This window comes from Flavobacterium sp. AC105, assembly GCF_979258495.1.
Genome location: NZ_OZ409860.1, coordinates 3249222 through 3270085 on the forward strand (window position 1 = coordinate 3249222; position 20864 = coordinate 3270085).

Here is a 20864-nt window from a genome sequence, read left to right on the forward strand (position 1 = left end):
CCAAACACAAAATGAAACACTTACATTCTTATTTGGGCACTTTACTTTTAATGCTGTGCCTGGTTTCTGTACCTAACCACCTGTTTGCACAGGATAAAAACACCGTTTCCGGAAAAGTAATCGACGATAGCGGACAAACTATTCCGGGCGCAAATGTATCGCTTAAGGATACGGATAAAAACACCGTTACAGATGAAAACGGAGGATTTGTATTCTCGAATGTACCGGCAGGAAATTACACAATTATAGCAACAAATGTGGGCTATAAAAGTTTCGAAAAACAAATTACTGTAAAAGAAGGAGAATCGTTAGAACAAAATTTACTTCTTGAAGGAGAATCGCAAAGTTTAAAAGAAGTTGTTGTTACAGGATCATCAAGCCCAAGATCGAAGCTTGAATCGAGCGTTGCCATCACGACATTGGGCGCAAAAGCAATCGAAGACAGAGCGCCGTCAAGTACGGCAGCTTTATTGCAGACCATTCCCGGATTTGTGGTAGAAGCGTCCGGAGGAGAAATAGGAAATAACCTTTTTGCAAGAGGTATTCCGTCAGCGGGAGCTTATGAATATGTGCAGATTCAGGAAGACGGATTGCCGGTTTTTGAAGATGGCGCTTTACAATTTGCCAACGCTGATACCTTTTATAGACTTGACGAAACCGTTAGTAAAATGGAAGCCGTTCGTGGAGGTTCTGCTTCAATTTTTGCCAATAATGCACCTGGAGGAATTATCAATTTTATCTCTAAAACGGGTCAGAATGATTTTCAGGGAAGAGCAAAATTCACCACTTCAGATTATGGAATGTTCAGAACTGATCTTAATTTATCAGGCGCTTTAATCAAAGATAAATTATTTTTTAATGTTGGAGGTTTTTACAGAGCCGATAATGGCGTAAGAAACACAGGTTTTACAGCCAATAAAGGCGGGCAAATAAAAGGAAACATCACGTATAAATTTGATGACGACGATTATTTGAGAGTAAACTTTAAACATCTTGACGACAGAAACACATTCTATTTGCCTATTCCGCTAAAAAGCAATAACGGAAAAATTGAAGGAATAGACGGTTTTAACCCGAATTATGGAACTTTGACTTCGGTAAATTTCAGTCATTTAAATGTGCCTCAATATGGCGGCGGAACTTTTTCTGCTGATTTAGAAGATGGTTCTCACCCAATTATCAATTCAATTGGAGCTGAATTCAAAAAGAAGATATCGGAGAAAGTGACTTTTAAAAATTCATTTAAAAACACGAATATCGATTTGAATTACAATGCGATTTTTCCAAATGGAGGTCCGTGGACACAAGATGCGTATGCTACAGGCGTTCAAAACACAACGGCTAGTAATTTGACATATAGTTATGTAGATAACGGACAAACGCTTGATCCAAATGCTTTGATTATGAGAGCTGATCTTTGGCATATCGAGAAAAAAATGAACAATTTTGCTAATAATTTCTCTTTTGCTTTTGATTTAGATCCTATAAAATTAACGGCTGGATATTACTATTCGAATTGGAAATCAAATCAATACTGGAACTGGAATTCTTATTTGGTAAATGTTTCAGACAATCCGAGATTATTAAACGTAAAAGACAATACAACCGGAGTTGATCATACTTTTAATGGTGTCGAAAGAATTACGTGGTTAGAAAGAGACGCTCAAACCAAAGGACTTTTGAACGATATTTATGCTGACGCAGAAATTAAAGCAACTGATAATCTGACTTTCAATGCTGGTTTAAGATACAACAAAGACAAATATTCAGGTTACAGAGACAACGCTAGATTTTTTGCCGAAAATTTAGGTATTTTAGACAACAATACGGCTGATGACGCGGTGACAACCGTAAAAGGAAATCCGTACACCTATTGGAGATATGATGTGAGCGAATGGTCTTATACAGCTGCAGGAAACTACAAATTCAATGATAATATGGCATCATACTTACGTTACAGTCATGGTTTTAGATCTCCAATCGAAGAATCATTTTATGACAATGCTGCCGATTTAAGCAAACTTGAAAATACTGAAGTAAATCAGTTAGAATTGGGTTATAAATATTCTAATTCTTTCTTCTCTGTAAATGCGAATGTGTTTCATATGAATTTGAAAAATGTTGCTTTTACTGATATTTTATCGGACGGAAGTTCTGAAAATAAATTCGCCGATGTAAACAATATTGGTCTTGAAGTAGAAACCAATGCAAGATATAGTGTAGTAAACCTAAACTTTACCTTTACGGTTCAAAAACCGGAATATGATAATTTTACAGGTACAAATGCTGATGGTTCTACTTTTGATTTTAACGGAAATACAGCCAGAAGAATTCCTAAATTCTTCTGTAATTTAAGACCCGAAGTAGCTATTACAAAAGATCTTAAAGCTTATGTTCAGTTTTCTTATTTTGATAAAAAATTCACAAATCAGGATAACAAACAAGTTTTACCGGCTTATAAAGAAGTTGGTGCAGGATTAAATTATACTTATAATAATCTTCGTTTTGCAGTTGATGCTTCAAACTTATTCAACGAAATTGGTTTAACCGAAGGAGATCCAAGACAAACAACATCTGCAGCAAGCGATGTGTTTATGGCAAGACCAATTTTAGGACGCGCTTTTAGATTTTCTGTAGCGATTAATTTCTAAATTTATATGGTTAGACGTGTTATTCGTTTAGCACAACATACGGTAATGTAGAGGCGCACAGCAGTGCGTCTCCGCACCGTAACAAAGCTTAGAAATCCCAATTTACATCAACAAAAAATGAAAAACATAGGAATCAAAATCTCTCTTTATCTTAATTATTTTGTCTTTGCCATTTTATTAAATAGCGTAGGGATTGTAATTCTGAAATCGCAAAGAAATTACGGAGTTGATGAAGTACAAGCCAGTATTTTAGAAGCATTTAAAGATATGCCAATTGCTATAGTTTCGTTTTTTATTGCTTCGTTTTTACCCAGGATTGGCTATAAAAAAGCAATGCTCATCGGGTTGGCTTTGGTAACTTTGGCCTGTGTTTCTATGTATTTTGGAAATTCGTTCGATAGCGCTAAAATCCTTTTTGCAACCGTCGGGATTTCTTTTGCTTTGATTAAAGTTTCGGTTTATTCGTTAATCGGTACGGTTACCGAAAATCAGAAGGAACACAACGCCTTAATGAGCAGTATCGAAGGTGTTTTTATGATTGGGATTGCGCTGGCGTATTTCTTGTTTCCTGCTTTTAATAATGAAAATGATCCTAATTCGTGGCTGAATGTCTATTGGCTTTTAGCCACTTTATCACTGCTGTCTTTTATCTTTTTATTCTTTACCAAATTCGAAGAAACTAAGATTTCAGCCGGAGCAAATTTCAAGGATGATTTTCTGCAGATGTTTAAATTAATTGCTAAAATGGTTACGATCATTTTTGTAATTAGTGTGTTTTTATTCGTCATGATCGAACAGGGAATCCTTTCGTGGCTGCCTACTTTTAATACGAAAGTATTGCATTTACCGGAAAACGTCAGCATCATGATGGCCAGTATTTTAGCCATTTCATTAGCCGTAGGCCGATTAATTGCCGGAATTATAACCAAAAAAGTAAACTGGATCTGGGTACTTAGTTTTTGTGTTGTTGCTGCCATGTTAATTGTAATTTTTATACTCCCAAAAGTGGTGGGACTTGAAGTAAAAAGCATCAACTCGCTTACAGATATTCCGTTAATTGGATTTGCATTTCCGTTAATTGGGTTGTTTATTGCGCCTATTTATCCTTTATTAAATTCGATTGTATTAAGTTCATTGCCCAAAAATCTTCAAAGTTCCATGACAGGATTAATCGTTATTTTTTCTGCACTTGGAGGAACATTAGGTTCACGAATAACAGGTTGGCTATTTAAAAATGAAAGCCCTGAAAAAGCATTTTATTTTACTTTAATTCCGATGTTTTTACTCTTGATTTCCTTTTTTATTCTCAAAAAAATTACTGCAAAAAATGAAATTTAAATTACATATAAACCAGACAATCGAGCGTTTATTACTTCAGGAAGATACTGATGGTGATAAAAAAATTACGATAGACGATAAAGGTCCGAAAAGTTTTGTATTGAAAGATGAAAACGGAAATACGACGACTATTGAAGGTACGTATCAGCTTTCTAATTTATTGCAGGAATTAGCTTTATCAAAGAAAGAAAACACAGAATTCGCCGAAATTGATATCGATCATATTATTGAAAATCCCGTTGACAGAATTTCAAGAAAAATAAAGGATCTATACTGGAACGGACTTACCAGAACAATTGATGCAGACGGCGTAAAAAAAATCCTTGAAGACGATAAAATCGAAAATGCAGTTTCGTATTTATATGTGCCTTTTGCCGATACTTTTGCCTTTGATTATTTTAAGAATTTAGAAGCTTCAAATCCTACGTTGCAAGTTGTACAGTTGCCTCAGGATATTTCGCCTGAATATGTTTTATCGCTGAATAAAAAACCAGGTATTTTAGCTTTGGCACTTCAAACCAAAGACAATAAAACCAGCGGTATTCCTTTTGTGGTTCCGGGCGGGAGATTTAACGAAATGTACGGTTGGGACAGTTATTTTATTGCAATGGGACTTTTGATTGATGATCAGATTGATCTCGCATTTGGTATGGCTGAAAATTTTAAATACCAGATTGATCATTACGGAAAAATTTTAAATGCTAACAGAAGTTATTACTTAACACGCACACAACCACCATTATATACTTCTTTGATATTGGATATTGTCCAAAAATCTAATCCGGATATTGCCTGGATAAAAAGACATTTAAAAACGGCTATTAAAGAATATCAAACCGTTTGGATGGAACAGGGAAAAAGACTGACGCTTAATGGATTAAACCGTTATAAAGCAGAAGGAATTGGACTTCCGTTTGAGGTTGAAGAAGGTCATTTTGATGATATTCTGGAACAATATGCGCCAAAATATAATATCTCAACGAGAGCATTTGAAAAAAAATACCTCGAAAGAGAAATTCTCGATGCAGATCTTGATGCTTATTTTACGCACGATCGAAGCATGCGCGAAAGCGGTCACGATACAACAAACAGATTGGTTGGAATTTGTGCCCATTTGAATACGGTTGCCATAAACAGTCTCCTTTATAAATATGAAACTGATATTGCGTATTTGATTGGAACTTTTTTCCAAAATGAATTTCAATACAATGAAAACACTGTTTATTCTAAAAAATACTGGATTGAGAAAGCCAATTTCAGAAAAGAAAAAATCAACGAATTGTGTTGGGATGAAGCGAACGGACTTTATTTAGATTATAATTTTCAGTTAGAAAAACAGCATTATTTTGAAGCTGCAACAACTTTTTACCCGCTTTTTGCGAAAATTTGTTCAACTCAACAAGCTGAAATTTTGGTAAAAAAGACTTTGCAAAAGTTTAAAATGAAAGGCGGAATTACCGGAAGTACGAAAGAATCGATTGCCAAAATAGAAAAAAACGCGCCAACAAGACAATGGGATTATCCGTTTGGCTGGGCACCGCACCAAATATTATTATGGAAAGGTTTGCTGAATTATGATTTTTATGAGGAAGCTCAGGAAATGGTCTATCGCTGGTTGTGGCTGATTACCAGAAATGCGGTCGATTATAACGGAACGATTCCTGAAAAGTTTGATTTATCGATTAGTTCCCATAAAATTTTTGCCGAATACGGGAATGTCGGAACAGAATTTAATTATATCACAGAAGAAGGTTTTGGCTGGATGAATGCTTCTTATCAATTTGGTTTAACCATCTTAAATAAAGATTTAAAATTAAAATTATCAGATTTAGCTGATCCGGATGAATTATTTACCAGAGTCCGAATCTGAATGCCTAACTTTGATTTTTAAATTTTAAAAACATTTTTATGAAGTTAACTTTCGCATGTTGTATGCTATTTATTTGTTCGTTTGCAATGGCGAAAAAAAAGGTCGAATCAACTATAGATCAACGAGTAGAATTGATAAGCATCGTATTTCGTCTTGCCGGAAATCCGGAGTACAACATGAAATTAGCCAAGAAGTATGTAAGTGATATTCATTCGTATTTTGATGTTTATAAAAATGATCCTCTTATTATTTATGCCAAACAGCTTGCCGAAGAAAAAAATATAGGTTTTTCGAGAGCGATGTTTCTTGCCGTAAATTTAGAATTTGTAAACCATAAATTTTCTTTGATAAAAGAATCAGAAAGTTCGTTAACGGGAAAATGGGAAATAAATGACGCGATAAAATTTGTTGAATTACTGAACACTTTTTATTCCAAATCTAAATTTGAAACCTTTTTTAAAGCTCATAAAAAATTATATCTCGAAGCCACAACTCAGTTTAATCAGTCGATTAATGAGTTTGACCAGCAATGGTACCTGGATTATTACGGCGATCAGGAAGTTGATTATAAAGTAATTATAGGTCTTGGTAACGGAGGCGCAAATTACGGTCCGAGCGTTAAACCTATTGGCAAAAAGAAACTGGTTTATGCCATTATGGGTTCGTGGACTTTTAATGAAAACGGTCAGGCTTTATTCCCAAAGGATATTTATTTATCCTATTTAATTCATGAATTCAACCATTCTTTTGTCGATCATTTATTAGATGATAAAAGCATCGAAGAACAGCTTAAACCTGGCGGAGAAACGTTATTAAACAAAGAAAAAGAAAACATGAGACTGGAAGGTTATGAGGACTGGCACAGCGTTATCAATGAATCTATAATCAGGGCTTCGGTTGTGAGATATATGATCGATCATAAAAATACAGATGAATCGGTGCAGGAAGAAATTCAAAAACAAATGAAAAAAGGATTTATTTTGACAAAAGACCTGGTTTCAATTTTAGGAGAATATGAATCTTCGCGGAGTACATATCCAAACTTTAAAAGCTTTTATCCACGTTTTATAGCACTTTTTAATACGCCGCTTCCGTGAAATAATTCGAAAAAAATAAGTTTAATATAAAAAACCTGCAGTGATAAATCGCTGCAGGTTTTCTTTTTTAAAACATTAAAATCAAAAGCAAATTATGCAATTATTTGCCTTTTGTCATTGTCGTATCTGCTTTTACAGCAGTTCCGGTTGTATCAACAGTTGTTGTATCGTCAATTGTTCCAATTGTGTCGGTTACTACTGCTGATGAATCTGTATAAGTTTCAGCCGGAACTGTCTCCGTCTTTTTGCAAGAAGAAGCAAGACCAACAATTAAAATCAGCAATGCAATTTTGGTTCTTAATAGCGTTTTCATAATATATCTTTTTAGTTTGTATTATATATTTCAAATTTAAGCTGGTTTATAAAGAATTACTTATATGATTTCTTCTTTCTTTTATAAAATTACAAACATAATAAACTAAATATCAATTAATTAATTCTTTTTAATCTAATAAAAATATATAAAATAATAGATGATAAATCAAATAAATCCGGCATGATGTATAAATTATATAACGATAAATGAAAATTATATAAGATTTAAATAAGGATCAGAAGTAGTTTTGGAATACAGAAAACCAAAAACATTTTATAAACCTTTTTATAAATACTTTCACAGATGGCTTACGCAAATAATGATATCACGCGCTTTTTAGATGCACAAAATAAACTTTATTTAACTGCTCTTTCAGAAATTAAAAAAGGAAAAAAACAAACACATTGGATGTGGTTTATCTTTCCTCAGATAAAAGGATTAGGAACCAGTGATATTGCAAGATATTATGCTATTAATGATCTTGACGAAGCCAGAGAATTTCTTCGTCATCCTATTTTAGCCAAGCATCTTATAGCGATTTGTGAACTTTTGTTAACTACAAAAAGAAAATCTGCTGAAGCTATTCTTGGAGAATTGGATGCCAGAAAATTACGTTCTTCTATGACTCTTTTTTCTCAGGTAGAAAATGCGAATCCTGTGTTTCAGGAATTATTAGATACCTTTTTCTCAGGTCATTTAGATCCGTTAACGCTGTCACTTACTCAATTAGCAATAAATAAAAGTATTGAAGAACCAGTACTTAATTAATCAAAATTGAAACGTCTTTTTGATTTGAAAATTTTTAAATCTATTAAATAAAATTTGAATTTAATGGGTAACAAAAATATCCAATCAGGGATATAATGATGCATAAAACAACATTATAGATTTTGTATTTAAAAAAAATTGATCAAAATGGAACTAAAAAAAACTAAAACCGGAATTACATTTAGCGCCTTTGACCTTCTTCACGCCGGTCATGTACGAATGCTTGAAGAGGCAAAAATGCATTGTGATTATTTAATAGTAGGCCTGCAAACCGATCCTACGATTGACAGACCCGAAAAAAATAAACCAACGCAATCTGTGGTTGAAAGATATATTCAGCTGAAAGCGTGCAAGTTTGTAGATAAAATTATTCCGTATACAACAGAACAGGATCTTGAAGATATTCTTCAGGCTTTGCCAATTGACGTTCGTGTTTTGGGAGACGAATATAAAGATGTAAATTTTACAGGCAGGGAATACTGCGAAAAAATGGGCATTCAATTGGTTTTTAATAAACGAAACCATCGCTTTTCAAGCAGCGGATTACGTAAAGAAGTCTATCAATGCGAAATTTTAAAAATGGTTTAAAATTGTATCCCTCATACATAATTTACCTAAAATATAAAAGTCCCGATTATCAAAATAATCGGGACTTTCTGCATGTTATACTAATGAAGTTCCTCCGTCAATAATTAGAGTTTGTCCGGTTCCGTATTCCTGTTCCAGTAAATACACAAATGTTTTGGCAATATCTTCGGCCTCACCTACTCGTTTTACGGGCAGCGCATTTCCGATATTGGTATACATCGATTCTCTGTCATTTTCTGACATTCCGTTCCAAAGTTCTGTTTTTACAACTCCGGGCGAAACAATATTTACGCGTATTGGCGCTAATTCCATAGCCATTGCTCTGGCAAAACCTTCCATCGCTGCACAAATACTTGCGCCTAATGACCAGCCTTTATTGGGCCTGTTGCTTGCAATTCCGCTTGTCAGAACAATTGAACCTTTAGCATTAATAAACGGCGCAGCATACTTTACAGCCGCAAAAGCGCCCCAATAACGGATATTAAAATAATTTCTGGCATTTTCTAAAGTAGTATCTTCAAGATTTGAAAGAATAAGATTTTCGCCGGCCGTAAAAATCAAATGATCGAAAGAACCTATTTTTTCAAAAAGATTTTTAACTTGTATTTCATTCGTCACATCAATCGCATAGCCCATACTCTCCGCTCCTATTTCCTCTAAAGCTTTGTTGATACGTTCCTGATTACTTGAAACAATGATAACATTTCCGCCTTTTGAAGCAGTCAATTTTGCAGTTGCCAAACCAATTCCGGAGCTTCCGCCAATGATTACTACTTTTTTGCCTTTTAGATTTTCCATTTTTTACTTTTTAATGTTCTGGACTTATTTTTTAGTCGGACAAAAGTAGAAAGTCAGATAACCAAAGGATTTAACAAATGTTAAAAAGCAAATTAGAACCTATTTTTCTTGATTCGGCTTAAAGATTGTTTTGCAATTCCAAGATAAGAAGCAATATCAGTCTGTGAAACTCTCGACGCAATATTTGCTTGTCGTTCCATAAATTTCTGATATCGTGTTGTTGCATCTTCGCCAATATATGAATTGCGCAATTCTACCTTTTTCAGCAAGTTTTGTTGGAAAATAGCATTCATCATTTTTTGGAAATAAGGTAAATCAGTATATAAGGATTCTAATTCGTTTTTGGGAAAAACAATCATTTCTGCATCGCAAGCTGCCTGAATACGATCATTTGAAACTGTATTTTGGGTAAAACTTTTCAAAATAGTACAAAACTGATTTTCACTTAAAAAGAAATGAATTACCTCATTTCCTTTCTCGCTGACACTTACAATTTTCAGGACGCCTTTGCAAATAAAGAAAAGTTCGTTTGCCGCTTTTCCTTCTTCCAATAAAATATCGCCTTCTTTTACAGATCTGAATTCTATATTTTTTTGGCGAATTAGCGCTTTGTCTTCTGCAGGTATTTTTTGAAAAAGTTCAAGGTAATTAAAAAGCGTTTCAAACATAAATGGAAAGTTTGATTCAAAATTAAACAATTATTTCTGTAAAAATCTTTGACAAGTTTTAAACTTGACAAGGATCTACAACTTATTTATTTACATTTATATCAAAATTTATCACATGAAAAATAGTATAATACCACAATCACAAGCAGGATTAATAGTAAGAGTTGTTTTAGGAATTACAATGCTTTCGGCAGTTGCCGACCGATTTGGACTTTGGGGCGCACCCGGAGATCCCGGGGTTGCATGGGGAAATTGGGAAAACTTCATCAATTATACTCAAACTTTAAATTCTTTTGCCAGCAAATCTGTAGCCGGAATATTGGGTGCTTTGGCAACATTTTTCGAAATTTTATTCGGCCTATTCTTAATCATCGGATTCAAAACCAGAATCGTCGCTTTAGGGACTTCTGGTCTTATGTTGCTTTTTGCAATTTCTATGGCAATCTCCATTTCGATAAAAGCTCCTTTTGATTATTCTGTTTTAACAAGTTGCGCAGCGGCATTGTTGCTTTCTACTATTGACAGGACTTCTTTTGCTGTTGATAATAAGGGGTGATTTTTTTATGGATTAATTGCAATTGATGATATACAAAGATTTTAAAAATCAAAAAGCCATTCCAATTATGGAATGGCTTTTGATTTTGATTGTGTTCACGCGCGGGATGTTCGCACCAGTATAGGTACGACCTCTTTGGTTTTCTCTACATTGCTGTTTTATAAAAACACTTAATCTGAAACACTACCTATTTTTTCTTAATAGTTATTAGTATAATAGAAATTATAATTAATACAAACACATATCCTATATTTAAATAAAGCATATGCATATAATCTCTTTCGATAACTTCCTGAATACCTACTAAACCTTGTCGTCTATTTGTATAAGGTATTTCGTCTACAGCATATTTTTTGTTCATCAATAAATTGGTTGTAAACGAGATTATATAGAAACAAATCAATCCTATTATTACTAAACAAGTTATTTTAAGTTTATTTGCCATATTTATTTGTTACTTTTTGTACGTTAGTTCCGCTTTGCTGTGATGCTTGATTTAATTGTCTATTTAAGTCTTTTGGCACATAAGTATCTTTGGTTCCGTCTTCTGTCACAACAGGAAATCCGCCAGCTGTAACAGTAGTTTGATATTTTATCTCTCCTCCAGGAACAGCACCATTTACTGCTTCTAAAGCTTTGGTTGTACAATTGTTTTCAGAAATATCATACTTATCAATAACATGAGCACGTTCATCTCCTTTATATTTTCCTGTTTCAGGTGTCTTATCAGATTTTTTATATTCCGTTTCTAAAGTTGCGCCGACTTTCTTCTCATTTGCGTTATTAATTTGATAGACTTCAGCTCCAAACTTTTTCACATATTTTTGGACTTCAGCTACAGCATCGTTACCTGTGAGTTTAACCATTACACCATTCCCATTATTAAGAGGAGTATGAATTCCCGAACCATTTGCATCTGTTCCAGCCCATCTTCCATATGTATAAACAGTCATATTTTTTCCACTACCAACCGATACAAATGTATGTCCAACATCTCCTTTTGGATAATTTCCCTTGTCAACAATTAATTGAACTTCTAACCCCTCTAATTCAACACCATCAATAACTCTATTTTCAGAGAAATTATATACTCCATTATACGGATATTTTGATGCCAATGGGTCTACACACATGAATCTCGCTATAGCGGGGTCATAATTACGGTATTTAAAGCTGTCCCAGTTCAGTCCAAGCTCGTCTTGAAGCTCCTGACCTTGAAACTTATACTTATTCTCTGCACCAATTATTACATTGTTGTAACCTTTATGCTTTAATCCAAAAGGATAGTAGTTATTTTCTTCCACAATTTCAAGAACGTTTCCGGCATTTTTGGCATAACTTAAACGTACATTTCCTAAATGATCTTTATACTGAAATACATAAGAAAGCGTACCGCTGGTATTTTTTACATAACCTTCTGCTGTTGGGAAAAATTCTAAAGCATTGTTTTTATACTGAAAACCGCCTAAATAATTTGTATTCGTTATATTACTTCCTTCGGTTACAATTTTCTCCAGCTTTTGCCCTGCTGCATTGTAAATATACTCAATGAAACCAGTTGAAGCAAATGTAATTTTCTTAGGCAAATTTAACTGATTATACGCAATGGCAGTAATATTTTTGTTTTTGTCTGTAATCATATTACCATTGGCATCATAACTATAATCACTACCTGTTTTATTCAGATCGTTAAAACCACTTGCACTTGGATTAGCATCTAAAACATTGTCTAGTTGGTTCGAATTAGCCGGATAGGTATAAGTCAGATTATCAATATCTGATCCTCCTGCATCTGAGTCTCCTCTTCTGGTTAAGAACGTGATGTTACCATTTTTATCGTAGCTTAAATTTTCATTATAAGAATTTGCAACTACTGCGCTCTTTTCATAAATCGCATTTTTCAATCTGTTAAGGTTATCATATTTGTAACCATAACCACGCTCTAATGCATCAGAACCTGTTTTCCATAATGTCTCTGATATGTTTCCGTTAAATAACCCCACTACATTCTGAGCTCCTATTTGCGTTGTATTGTAATTTATTTTGAAAGCAAATAAATCTTTTGCATCTGCATCTTGCTGGAAATTGTCCATTTTATTAATCGCTGTAAGCCAGCCACGAATATTATAGGTATAATCTACTTTTTGTATTGGTGCAGCAGTCGTGTTTCCAACTTTTTTATACATCAATTGTCCCAATTCATCGTATGTATTATTAACTAAAAGCTGAACAGCTCCTCCGTTAATTTGATGCGTATGAGTAAGCAGGCGATCTTGTGGCGAATAAGTAAAATCTTCTCTTACAGTAATCTCAGTATCTGTTGTTGTACGTTTGTGTTTTGTAAGGGTATAAGTTGCTTTTCCGGTAAAATCCAGTTTGCTGTCTGTTGTGATATAACCACCCAAATAGTTTTTAACATATGTACGAACAGGTCTTGCCCTGTCATCATAAAATGTACTTGTTGTTTCTCCCAATATTGCAGAAGCTGTGGTTACTGCTCTTACCCAACTTCCTGTAGCCAAACCTTTTGTATTGACCAAAACAGACTGATTTTCAACAGTTGTAGGGATCGTTGCTACATTTGGATACACATAATCATCGTAATAATTAACGGTTAAGAGTTTAAAACTAGTTGGCGCAATGATATTACTATAATTTACCGCAATACCATCTATTGTTCCTGAGGCTTGTTTGGTCTCGAACAAAACAGCAGCCGCGTTTTGTGCATCCTGCAAAGATTTTCTTGTTGTTGTGTTCGAAGGCTGATTGTTCCATCCTGTATAAATTGGCCGCCCAAAGATATCGTATTTAGTAATGAGCCAGCCTACTGAAGTATCATCTTTAAAAGGTGAAAATGCAGGACCTGTAGCTACCGGACGGTCTTGCTTATCATAAACGATAAACTCCCATTGTTTGCCCGGTAATTTTTTTTCAACCAAACGATTTCGGTAATCATATTTGTATTGATAACATAAACCATTTAAGACTGTACTATTAATTACAGCGTCTGCTTTTGGAGGAATCACATAAGTTAAGTTTCCATAAGTATCATAAACATAATAGGTATCATGTTTAACTTCTGCATCATAGGTTCTTTTAAGGATTACCTGCCCTTGTTTATTTTTAAACTCTACAGTAGAACCTGCAGATTCGCTTGGGTTTGCAGCGGAATTTTCATCAAACGTCACGTTTTTATATAGTTGCTTTTCCAGGTAGTTTCCTTGGTCTGAAAAAGCAATTTCATATAATCCCTGACTAGCTTGCCAGCTTGTAGTGGCTTTATATAATCTTACAGCATCAGTTGTGGTGTTAGTCTTATAATCTAATTTGATTTCATGCCCATTACCCATTTTCCAGGAGGTTCCCGGAGCAGCCTGTTTTAAAACCGTGTTTAAAGGCGAGGCTTCAAGTTTTTTTTCTGAAAAAGGATTAGTGGTGTTCTCATATTTGCTCACATTATAAAATCCTAATACAGCTGTTATTGCTACTGTCGGCGCTATTTTAGAATAGTTATTACTCGCATTAGTAAGTGCATAAGGCAAATATTCCTTAATTTGCCTTCCTAAGCCATCGTATTCAATTGGTGTTATGATATCAGCCCCATTACCGCCCTGCCCAATAGCAATGGTTTGCACTGAACGGCCTAAGCCATCAAAGTAATTTACATTTTGACTCATCTCATCTTTGGTCAGCGTATTAAAATTAGCTGACTGAACTGCCTTTTTGGGTGTGGCAGTATAAATGAAGTTATCGTTGCTAAAGGTCTGTGCCATTAAACCCGAACCTGCAAATAATAACAAGATTATAATTAATATATATTTTTTCATCTATTTAGAATGTTTTTTTAATGAATGCATTATTCTTCAAGTTCTCCGGGATTTAAACAACGTCCAGTTTCATTTGCATAAGCTGGCCCATATGTATTAGCTTCTGTAAGAGCCTTATTATCAGCGTCTGCTTGCGATATAGTTGACTGATATTTTCCTGCTTCAACATAATAATATACATATGGATTTGTGGTTCCTGCAGGACAGTCTGTTTTATAATATTTAGGATTTATTAATGTATTATAAAAGATACACGTAGCATTCGCATTCGCATATGCTTGTCCGTAAGTATTTATCTCTGATTGCGCTGCAGCATTTGCATCAGCCTGAGAAACATAAGAAATATGTGATCCTGCTGCAACGGTATACCAAACGCTCTGAGGTGTTGCACCTGCAGCACAATTGTTTCGGGTAATTAACCTGCTTTGAACAGTATTTCTATAAGTACACGAGGCATTGTTATTAGCATTTGCCTGACCATCTGCATTAAATTTTGTTGCAGCACGTGCGTCTGCGTCTGCCTGAGATGTTGTAGATGTTATTGCACCGGCAGGCTGGCCATAATATATTGAGGGGTTGTCTCCTCCTACACCGCAATTCGTTTTAGTAAAATATCCACCTAAGGCTGCACTGCTAAAAGTACAATAACCATTAGCATTTATATAGGCCTGACCTTCTGTGTACCATCTTATATATGCTTTAGAATTAGCATCTTCCTGAGAAACATTTGATGTCTCAATTCCTGCTGCCTGACTATAAACTGCTCCTGAACCGGCTCCTCCGGCAGCACAGTTATTTTTATTAATAGTATAACTATATGCAATACTGTAAAAAGTACAATTTCCGTTTGCATTGGCGTAAGCCTGACCATTATTATTAACAGCAGACTGTGCTAATGCATCTGCAGCTGCCTGCGAAGAGGTTGAGCTGTAAGATCCTGCATTTACGGTATAAGTTACGGTAGATCCTGCTCCGCCAGCCGCACAGTTATTCTTGGTAAATGAACCGCTTTTGGCAACGTTATAAAAAGTACAATATCCGTTGTTATTTGCATAAACCTGACCGTCTGAATTAAATCTGGTATTTCCCAGAGCATCAGCTTCAGCCTGTGAATTCGTTGATGTTACAATTCCAGCTGCCTGATTGTAGGTTACGCTTGAACCAGTTCCGCCTGCAGCACAGTTATTTTTGGTAAATGATCCACTTCTGGCCACACTATAAAAAGTACAATATCCGTTTGTGTTGGCATTAGCCTGGCCATTGGTATTAAACTGGGCTAAAGCTCTTGAATTGGCATCTGCCTGAGAAATATTTGAAGAAATAGCCCCGGCAACCTGACTAAATGATACACTGGAACCAGAACCTCCCGAAGCACAATTGTTTTTAGTAAATGATCCGTTTAAGGCTGTACTGTAATATACGCAGCCTGCATTGGCATTGGCATACGCCTGACCATTTGTATTAAATATTGTCAAAGCCTTCGCATTTGCATCGGCCTGTGAAATATTAGATGTACTAGTTCCGGCTGCCTGACTAAATGATACACTTAAACCCGTTCCTCCGGCAGAACAATTATTTCTGGTAAATGATGCGCTTAAGGCTGTACTATAAAAAGTACAATTTCCGTTTGTATTGGCATTAGCTTGTCCATTTGTATTAAATAAGGTCAACCCTTTAGCATCTGCATCTGCCTGAGAAATGTTTGAAGAAACTGCTCTGGCTGCCTGACTAAATGATACACTTGAACCTGATCCCCCTGCAGCACAATTGTTTTTGGTAAAAGAACCGTTTAAAGCTGCACTATAAAAGGTACAATTTCCGTTTGTATTCGCATTAGCTTGTCCGTTTGTATTGAATAAAGTTAACCCTTTAGCATCTGCATCTGCCTGGGAAATGTTTGAAGAAACTGCTCTGGCTGCCTGACTAAATGATACAACAGAGCCAGAACCGCCCGAAGCACAATTATTTTTGGTAAATGATCCGTTTAAAGCTGCGCTGTAAAAAGTGCAATTTCCGTTTGCATTGGCATAAGCCTGACCATTTGTATTAAATATAACTAAAGCTTTTGCATTTGCATCTGCTTGCGAGATATTTGATGTACTAACTCCGGCTGCCTGACTAAATGAAACAGCTGAACCAGTCCCGCCAGAGGCACAATTATTTTTTGTAAATGATGCACTTAAGGCTGTACTGGAAAAAGTACAATTTCCGTTTGCATTGGCATAAGCCTGACCATCTGTATTAAATTTAGATACTCCATTACTATCCGCATCTGCCTGTGAAATAGTCGAAGTATAAGCACCTGCAGCCTGACTATATGAAACAGCTGAACCTGTCCCGCCAGAGGCACAATTGTTTTTTGTAAATGAACCGCTTAAAGCAGCACTTTTAAAATACACAACACTTGTCGAACTATTGTCACCACAGTTAATTTGCTGACCTTTATAGTTATAACAATATTTTTGAAGTACATTTAAGTCTTTATCTTTTACAAATTTTAATCTGCCAAGATCATCATATTCATAATAAGAAGAAATTCCTTTAGGATCAGTTATACTGGTAACCCCAACAAAAGGATTATAGGTATAAGTTGTAACAAAAGCACTTGGAAATGTATTTCTAAGTGTATTTAAGGCATTACGCAACAATTGTTCTTTACAGGTAGCCGTTATACAATTGTCATTATCGGCATCTGAGAGCGATTGCAAATTAGTAATTGTACTTTCGGGAATTAAACTATACGCAATATTTTCAATCTTAGCAACAGGCTGAGTCTTATTGTAACCCCAGATTATAGAAACCGGAACGTTGTTTTCTAAAGTATACTGAAGGATATTTGCCTTGTCGTCATACTTATCGTAGTTGATTTTTCTATCGTTATTTAAATCAATACTGGGAACTCCTTTATTAATATAGACAGAACCTGGCAATAACAAATTACTGGTTGCTGCACTTTTGTTAAAAACGGTTAATTGTTCTGATAATTTAGCGCTGCCATTAAACGATTGTGTATCTAAAGGAATCTGGATCATGTTTTTTGCAATCATATCCGACACAAAAGGCTGACTTGACATGGCAGGATCCTGAGCATAAAGATATTTTGTTTCTTGCGTTTCCTGTTCTGAAGTACTTGTACTAACAGAAGAAAGCTGCGCGTGTGTTGGATTATTATAATTATAATTTGTTACAGTAGTTAAAGGGTTTAATCCGTTACTATCATAGGTTAATTCGGTAGACTTTTTTAAATATTTCCAAATAGAATATAGTTTAAAATAAGACGTTTCAAATAAAGACCTGTAAGGCGGAATAGGCATTCCCCATGAGCCTGTAGTACATCCCACATCTCCGGATAACTTATTAATAATCAATCCTAAAGAATGTTTTTCATTTGGATTTGTTGCATTTGAAAAGAAACTGCTAGTGTCATCAAACCCATAATAGTATTCATTCTGTGTTTTCTTTACCGGCAAATAAGTTCCATTATTGTACTTATATACATTTTGCTCTAATAAATCTGCCCGCTTAAAATCACGACTTGTTGCAGGTGTACTTCTAAGTATGCTATAACTTTTATCATCGTCAGCAAGACTATACTTAAAATCTGTATAACCATTTTCCAGATTTTCAGCGTTATAAACCCTAACATCTGAGTACATTATATGATACCCCTGAAGTCCCGCTAATGGCAAATAATTTTTAGAACTTCTGCAACGATACATCATAAGACCGGGATCAAGATAAGTAGTACTAGCTACATTAACACAAATAGGATTAGATCTGGTTTCTAGATAAGAATATCTTGGAGCTGCAACAACACTACCTGATGATAGTAACGGTTTGTCTATACTTTTGTATTGGTAAAATTGTTTTGTACTTGGTGTGCTTAAATTTATGTTATCATAATTCGATATACTTTTTATACGCAAACCGCCTACTGGAATGTTTTTTAATTCTTCGGCATCCTGCCCTTCCTTTTCAACCCAAAGAATAGTTGCACCTCCTCCGCTGTAAATTCCATCAACATGTAATTGATAATTACCCGGTAATAAATTCATCATTCGGTAAACCCTGTGTGTATTTGTAGTACTTTCAGGAACTACTTTATAGGTTATATTATTAGACTGATTATTTGCATCTGTAATATAAATATTTATCCAGTTCGTTGTGGTTTGTTCCCCAGTACTGATATCTTTAATAATAACAGCACTATCTGGTGCATAACCTGGCGGTATTGTAAAGGGTTCTGTTAAGTACTGGTCTACATTTGGTAAACCAACCTCTTCTCCTCCAACTATATGAGCCTGAACCGATTTATCAACTCTTGTTGCATAGGTTTTAAAAGTACCATAGTAGTCATTAAGTTCATAATCAAAGGTTGTGTAACCAGAAGTTGGATATATAATTTTATTAAGGACACCCAGTTTTGTCATTGCCAATTCAGGATCTCTGGTTACTCCATCATAAAAATTCATTTCATAGTCTATACTATATCTGCCACCAGATGTTTTAAAGTAGCCCCAATGATCGTAACTAGTACTGGATCTATTAGGTAAAAAAGTACTTTCATCGTATTTAAACTCATACGCCGGATCAGAATTCTTTTTTAAAGAAACAAGTTTTAATCTCGGATCATAACCTCCTGATAAATTCTGACCGCACGGAATATAATTCTGTACATTAAAATAACCATGTTCTAAAACATAAGAATCATTTCTTTGTCCGCTTTTTATTTTTATTTCCCTTAAGGCAAAACCTCCCGGTAAAACTTCATTAGCGATAGTTGTAGTTTGCGGCAAATCCAGTCTGGCACAATTATCATATAAAAATTGGATATTTTCTCCTGTAGTGGTCGTAATAGCTACTAATCTTTTACCTTTAAGAACAACAGTATTTTTATTCTCTGTTTCTACAAAAAGAGGCAATCCTCCCGGAATAAGATCTCCAAACAAGCCACTAGACTGATAAGTAGATTCTCTGGAAGTAAACGTAGATGGTTCCTGATAAGAATACTTTTCATCCTCATAAACAAAATTGATAATCTCATTATTTATAGTTTCAATTTTTGTAACATGAAAATTATAACTCTTGGTGTCACTATCAGTCATATTGTAAGCCGGCCCATCAATACTGACATTTCTGGTAGTGGTTTCTGATATTCTTTCAAAAGTGTATCGGGTACCTTTTTCATCAGTAATTACAAAAGAATAATAATTGTTTCTTACAATTTTTATAGGAGAATATGGCATAGGGTTCGCTACACCATCTTTAGAATAAAAGAATTTTCCGTTTAAATTTCCACAATTATAATAGTAAATATCCGGCTGTGTATCAAGGTCCGGAGAAGTAAGCTGCAAAGCGGTATAATAATCCGGATTAGTAGGATTATATTGTTGTTCTACCCCGGTAATAACCGGATCAAGTTCCCTATTTTGCGGTATTGAATTCGCAGTACCTGCAAAACCACTTCCAGCCTCAAAATCATCAAGGTCATTTACCTGATTGTAAATCATTCCTCCATTGTTTAAAGTCCACCCAAGCCCTACATTACTTGCAATTTCTTCTATCCTAATTCCGGAAGAATGGTAACTTAAAGAAATGGGAAACTCAAAATCCTTTAACTTTATAGTATAAATTGGAATCGAAATGTTAGGAATACCAGTAGTATTTGACACTGGTATGTCTGTGAATTTAAACAAAGAAAAAGCCTCTGGAATTGGAGGACTTAATTTTGGAGGCTGAAAACCTGGATTAGTTTGTGCTCTTAAAGTATTTAAGTAAAAAAACGATATTACCCATACTATTACTTGTATTTTTTTTCTCATTCTGTTTTTTTTTTAAACCGTTTTAATAACTTTCATTCAAGGATTGATAATTCTTTGCAATCTTCCCTTTTTTTGAAAAGTTGTTTGTTAAACTTGAAGTGCCTGCCATGATTAAATCATAATTGGCAGTTGGCAGAGCATCAAAAAAATAATCAGTATGAGTTTTTCTACATGATTTTTCCCCAATAATATCCTGACAGTAAATGGATAAGGGAAAAATAAACATTAGTAACAGGTAATTTTTTTTCATAAATAGTCTAATATTTGGAGAATTAATTTTGGTTTAACAAATCGTCTAACTTAATTAAAGCCAAAACTATACAAGCATCATAATGTCCACAAATATTACATATAGGAATTCAGGAATTTCTATATTGAATTCAGGAATTTTATATCAAAAAAATATGTAATTATTTAAAAATCAACAACTTAAAACCAAGTAAAAATATTAGTCTTATTAGTGTGAATTCGCCCAGATACTCTATTTTTGTCTTAAACCAATAGTTATGATTTTGTTTAAATTTCCAAAAACTTTCTTTTTATTATTATTTCCGATTTTTTTATT

The 20864-nt window shown here is 34.6% G+C and carries 13 protein-coding genes; 7 read left to right on the top strand and 6 right to left on the bottom strand.

Translation table 11 applies throughout. The annotated features are described in order from the left end of the window. Nucleotides 1-11 precede the first annotated feature (11 nt). The 4 genes from ACZ0AH_RS13260 (at nt 12) to ACZ0AH_RS13275 (ending at nt 6956) form a co-directional block, all read left to right on the top strand. Nucleotides 12-2651, top strand: a complete 2640-nt coding sequence (locus tag ACZ0AH_RS13260) for a TonB-dependent receptor (RefSeq protein ID WP_463476272.1) — start codon at nt 12-14, stop codon at nt 2649-2651. A gap of 117 nt (nt 2652-2768) precedes the next feature. Then, the gene (locus ACZ0AH_RS13265; protein WP_463476273.1) at nt 2769-3989 is read left to right on the top strand and encodes an MFS transporter; all 1221 of its coding nucleotides are present in this window, start codon (nt 2769-2771) and stop codon (nt 3987-3989) included. Further along, nucleotides 3979-5859, top strand: coding sequence for a trehalase family glycosidase (locus ACZ0AH_RS13270; RefSeq protein ID WP_463476274.1), 1881 nt, complete (start codon nt 3979-3981; stop codon nt 5857-5859). Before ACZ0AH_RS13265 ends, ACZ0AH_RS13270 begins: the two co-directional genes overlap by 11 nt. Before the next feature lie 38 nt (nt 5860-5897). Beyond that, nucleotides 5898-6956 carry a DUF4932 domain-containing protein gene (locus ACZ0AH_RS13275; protein WP_463476275.1) on the top strand — a complete coding sequence of 353 codons (1059 nt, stop codon included), beginning with the start codon at nt 5898-5900 and terminating at the stop codon, nt 6954-6956. A 100-nt stretch (nt 6957-7056) separates the two neighbouring features. On the opposite strand, the gene ACZ0AH_RS13280 is transcribed toward ACZ0AH_RS13275, so the two are convergent. Continuing rightward, on the bottom strand, nt 7057-7269 hold the full coding sequence (locus ACZ0AH_RS13280; RefSeq protein WP_463476276.1) for a hypothetical protein: 213 nt from the start codon (nt 7267-7269) through the stop codon (nt 7057-7059). 306 nt (nt 7270-7575) lie between these two features. Here ACZ0AH_RS13280 and ACZ0AH_RS13285 point away from each other — a divergent pair, with 306 nt between their 5' ends. Then, entirely contained in the window at nt 7576-8040 is a 465-nt protein-coding gene (locus ACZ0AH_RS13285; protein ID WP_463476277.1) for a DUF1810 domain-containing protein, read from the top strand. Nucleotides 8041-8187: 147 nt separating this feature from the next. Then, a complete protein-coding gene (locus ACZ0AH_RS13290; protein WP_463476278.1) occupies nt 8188-8628 on the top strand; it encodes an adenylyltransferase/cytidyltransferase family protein in 441 nt (146 codons plus the stop codon). 75 nt (nt 8629-8703) lie between these two features. Here the strand turns inward: ACZ0AH_RS13290 and ACZ0AH_RS13295 are convergent, their stop codons facing one another. Both ACZ0AH_RS13295 and ACZ0AH_RS13300 read right to left on the bottom strand, forming a co-directional pair. Further along, nucleotides 8704-9426, bottom strand: coding sequence for an SDR family oxidoreductase (locus ACZ0AH_RS13295; RefSeq protein ID WP_463476279.1), 723 nt, complete (start codon nt 9424-9426; stop codon nt 8704-8706). A gap of 92 nt (nt 9427-9518) precedes the next feature. Continuing rightward, entirely contained in the window at nt 9519-10094 is a 576-nt protein-coding gene (locus tag ACZ0AH_RS13300) for a Crp/Fnr family transcriptional regulator (RefSeq protein WP_463476280.1), read from the bottom strand. A gap of 115 nt (nt 10095-10209) precedes the next feature. Between ACZ0AH_RS13300 and ACZ0AH_RS13305 the strand changes: the two genes are divergently transcribed. Next, nucleotides 10210-10650 carry a DoxX family protein gene (locus ACZ0AH_RS13305; protein ID WP_463476281.1) on the top strand — a complete coding sequence of 147 codons (441 nt, stop codon included), beginning with the start codon at nt 10210-10212 and terminating at the stop codon, nt 10648-10650. A gap of 434 nt (nt 10651-11084) precedes the next feature. Here ACZ0AH_RS13305 and ACZ0AH_RS13310 read toward each other — a convergent pair whose 3' ends face one another. Genes ACZ0AH_RS13310 through ACZ0AH_RS13320 form a run of 3 tightly spaced genes read right to left on the bottom strand, consistent with a single transcriptional unit; the run spans nt 11085 to nt 20549 of the window. Continuing rightward, nucleotides 11085-14477: a DUF6443 domain-containing protein gene (locus ACZ0AH_RS13310; RefSeq protein WP_463476282.1), complete on the bottom strand. Its 3393-nt coding sequence runs from the start codon at nt 14475-14477 to the stop codon at nt 11085-11087. A gap of 29 nt (nt 14478-14506) precedes the next feature. Further along, the gene (locus tag ACZ0AH_RS13315) at nt 14507-20299 is read right to left on the bottom strand and encodes a DUF5977 domain-containing protein (RefSeq protein ID WP_463476283.1); all 5793 of its coding nucleotides are present in this window, start codon (nt 20297-20299) and stop codon (nt 14507-14509) included. A gap of 22 nt (nt 20300-20321) precedes the next feature. Next, a complete protein-coding gene (locus tag ACZ0AH_RS13320) occupies nt 20322-20549 on the bottom strand; it encodes a hypothetical protein (RefSeq protein WP_463476284.1) in 228 nt (75 codons plus the stop codon). Nucleotides 20550-20864: the final 315 nt, after the last annotated feature.